Source organism: bacterium (assembly GCA_030247525.1).
Lineage (GTDB): Bacteria > Electryoneota > JAOADG01 > JAOADG01 > JAOADG01 > JAOTSC01.
This window is the reverse complement of the sequence record JAOTSC010000233.1, coordinates 1-4,035: the sequence shown is the minus strand read 5'-3', so window position 1 is coordinate 4,035 and position 4,035 is coordinate 1. Positions and strand designations below refer to the sequence as shown.

General features: G+C 48.2%; 3 protein-coding genes. All 3 read right to left on the bottom strand.

The features are described 5' to 3' along the window. The coding region (locus OEM52_14320; protein MDK9701311.1) for a lamin tail domain-containing protein at positions 1 to 2,336 on the bottom strand (2,336 nt) is incomplete at its 3' end. A 157-nt stretch (positions 2,337 to 2,493) separates the two neighbouring features. Continuing rightward, positions 2,494 to 3,336: a flagellin gene (locus OEM52_14315; protein ID MDK9701310.1), complete on the bottom strand. Its 843-nt coding sequence runs from the start codon at positions 3,334 to 3,336 to the stop codon at positions 2,494 to 2,496. A gap of 131 nt (positions 3,337 to 3,467) precedes the next feature. Then, entirely contained in the window at positions 3,468 to 3,866 is a 399-nt protein-coding gene (locus OEM52_14310; GenBank protein ID MDK9701309.1) for a MerR family transcriptional regulator, read from the bottom strand. Positions 3,867 to 4,035: the final 169 nt, after the last annotated feature.

Here is a 4,035-nt window from a genome sequence, read left to right as displayed (position 1 = left end):
ATGCTCATCGCATTGAACGGATTGGGATAGGCTTCCAATAGATCATAGCTCTTTGGAACGCTTACCGGAGCAACACTGACAGTTCGTTCACGCAGAACTTCTCGAACGCCGTTGAAGTCGACGGAACTCAATCGGTAGCTGTAATCGCCTGCAACGACACGGTTATCAACAAACGAGTAGCGCTGTTGAGTTGTGCTGTTACCGCTTGCACTACGACTCTCGACATTTGCAATTGCTTCGTAGGAGGATGTTGCCGTCTTACGTTCGATTGTAAAGTAGTCGTTTGAGGTTTCCGTTTCGGTCGCCCACTGCAATACGACGCTGCTACCTTCTTGATGCGCAGAGAAGGAACTGAGAGTAACGGGAAGGATACCGGCATTGCCCAATGCCCAAATCGAGAAGTGATCAAGCCCGCTGATATGCATTTCATACACACCACCCCCCAAGTCACTAATAACACCGCTGACGTTATGCCAAGTAACGCCATCATCGGTGGAATAGCTTGCCATCAATGCCGGGTCGGCTGTCATCGGGTCAACAATACCTGCCGGTAAATCGGCTGTAGTAAACCGAAGATACAAATCAACGCCATCGAAATTCACGCGGCCGGTTTCCGTAATCTCAAACAGTCGGTTGATCGTGTTATTCGAGGGAAATTGTAGTTCCTCCAGAGTAATGCCACGAGCCGAAGCAAGTTCGCTCCGAGAATAGTAACTTGTCGTTACTTCACTCGGGTTAAAGCTGCCGAGAATGGTTCGCTCCGGGAAGACAATATGGAACGGTGGTAAGCCACCGGTACGCGGGTCGTTGGGAATTTCCGGAATGAATGCGCCTTGACGGGTCCCGTCGGGATTGGTTACGGGAACCGCGCGACCAATTAAGTAACGAGTGATTGTATTCAGCTCACCGGGGGTACCCAAGGAGTCGGCAGTACGATACCAGTTGCTGCCATCATTATTGTCGGCACCGGGACGCGATAACTCAATTGAACGACCCGCTAACTGTGACGGCCATGGATCGACAACGTTGTAAGAAACGAAGTCGATTAAATTACCGTTAACATCGAACAACCGGACATTGTCGGTCGGCAAACTGAATTCGTAGTTGAATGGTGGCAACAGATTCGCCGTATTAAAATCGGGATAGTCGGTGGTGAATCGCACGGTGTTATATGGGGCAACCCGATATTCACCAGCGCCAATCGTAGTGCCAGATGGAATCGTGTAGGAACGAGCGTTGTTATCCATCAACATGAAATAGGAAAGATCAATTGGAGTGGAAAGATTGTTGTAGAACTCGATCCATTCCGATTGATTCGATGCATTCACGTTGTACATGATTTCGTTGATTACTAATGCAGCATCGCCCAACACTGAACTGTACACGCGGAACCGGCTGTCAGAGGAGGGGGAACGAACACTACTTGAACCAGAGTTTTGAGCGGAAACATAGTAGGAAACGAGTGTTCCTTCTGCTTGTCCCGGAATATCGCCGGTCCAAAGAGTACCACCGGAATTCGTCATAACAACGGTGTGGTTCTCACCAGCTTCGTTCAGTTTATACTGGATCGCAATGGTTGGATTCGATGTCCCGGTTACCGTAGCATTTACGGTAATCGCGGTATGAGGAGGCGGATTCAAAACTGGGCGGACAACACTTTCGATAACCGGCGGATCGACTTGTCCTCGCAGGGTCGAAATCCAAGAAGTGTTCACACCACCGTTAGCAGCTCCGGGTGTAACATTACCTGCTGTTGCAGCTGTACGAGTCCAATTCGTGGAAGTGCCTACCCCTTCGGCAGTATTAAAGGTGTATTTGATCGCTTGATTACTACCAGGTCGCAAAGTATTTACGGAAAATGCTGCATTATTACCATTATCCCAATCGTGAACGACAGTTGTACCATCGCTCAAGGTGATTTTCGGACAATCGGATTGATTTGTGTTACCAAATCCACCCCATGCAGTAAACGTAAACAAGTTCGCATCGTTAGCGTTTGCACAGATTAGAAAATTACCATCGGTCATCAACGAATCTTTTGCCGGTAATGTTGTTGCATCGATTTCACCACCGTTGTAAATCACAATGATTGTACCTGCAGGTACTGCACTCCACATATTGTTGTCGGCTTTGAATGTGGTATAAAGACTGGTTTCATCGCGGAATTGCCAGCCGCGAATATCCAGTTCGTCTTGTACGACAAGGATTTCGATCCATTCCTTATTGCCGCCGTTACCTTGTGACCACTCATTGATGATCGCCGATTGGGCAAAGGCAGTACTCGCGATTAGTAATGCGAAAAACATAACTGTTCTTGCGCTTTTACCAATGTTCATTTTTCCTCCCGGAGAGTTTAATAAATCAGCTCTATATCATACTTCTTTTTTTGGAAGAGAGCAATCGATGAATCGGTTAGAATATTAACTTGCATATAAAAATACTGCCGCTGAATGTGAATTCAGCGGCAGGCGGTGAGCAAAACCGAATGTAATATTATCCAACCAACTGAGACACGATCTGAGGCACTTGATTCGCTTGAGCAAGCATCGATACGCCTGTTTGCATTAGGATTTGGCTGCGTAAGAAGGCAGACATTTCCGCTGCGATGTCGGCATCACGAATTTGCGATTCCGAAGCGACAGCATTTTCATGCGTGATTTGAATGTTCATGATCGAATTACGCAACCGGTTCACATAAGAACCCAAACGGGTACGCTCGGAATCTTTGGAATTGATGGCGACGTCTAACGCCGTGATTGCGGATTGGCTGTTGACAGTATTCAGAACGTTGAGGGAGTCGATTCCCAACGCGCTTGCTGTCATGTTTCCCATCGTGATGTAGTAGTAATCGTTATCGATGGTATTGTAGGTGCCGATGTGGAGTTTGATGCCATTGGAACCGGAACCGGAATAGGCACCGTTCAACAGATAAATCCCATTGTAGTTAGTAACGTTTGCGATTCGGGTGATTTCACTCTTTAACTGTTGGAACTCAACATCGAGCGATGCCCGGTCGTTATCCGTTAAGGTGCCGTTGGATGCCTGTACCGAAAGTGCACGAAGCCGAATCAATTTTTCGTCGATGACCGAAAGAGAACCTTCGGCTGTCGCTAACATATTGATCGAGTATTCCATGTTCTTTTCGGCTTCTGCCATCGAATCAATTTGCGCTCGGAAGCGCTCGGAGACGGCTAAGCCGGCGGGGTCATCCCAGGAGTTGTTGATGCGAAGACCACTTGATAGGCGGTTGATAGCGGTTTCAAGCGATTGTTGGGTTTGATAGATGTTGCGTTGTCCTGTCAGCGACAGGATATTATGATTAATGCGGGTACTCATTATCCATTCCCTCCCCTGGCTCGGGCAGGCCTGCGCGGTGGCTAGGCCCGGCCCGGATCGGTAATACCGCAGATGCGGTGATGATCAACTATTTTGGTAACGGCGGAAATGCTGCCGGAATCATGGTGTCGTCACGGTCCGTTGCTCCGTTCGTTGGCTTTCACGAAGAATTTCCGCAATAAGTAGTCGGACATCGTCTCGGCAAGTCGGTCTAATCCGGGGTCGGTTTCGGTTACCGCTGGCGAACTGCCATTCACGACTGGTAATCCGTTATGACCATAGAGTTGATCTAACTTTCGGCGGGCGCCGTCGAGCGTATATCCCTCCTCGTGCACTAATTGGCGAATTTTCTCCAACCGCTCGATCGAATCTCGGTCATAGCGGCGTTGATTGCCATCCGTCCGAAGTGGAATCAGAAATTCTGCAAACTCCTTTTCCCAAAATCGGATCGTAGGCTTGGGGATTCCGGTCAGCGCGTTGACCTGCCCGATGCTGTACAATTGATCGGGTGGACCAGCGAACTGAACCATACCATCCTCACTTCCTGAATCGGTTCTGCTCTCCAGTATTGTTATCGATTTCTTATGGTAGAACTTGAACGAATTAAACAGATTACGAGAAATACTTCAAGCATCAATCGAGCTTTGTACCCGCAATATTCTTGATTGAATGCTTGAAGTATTTCGTAGTCTTTAGTAC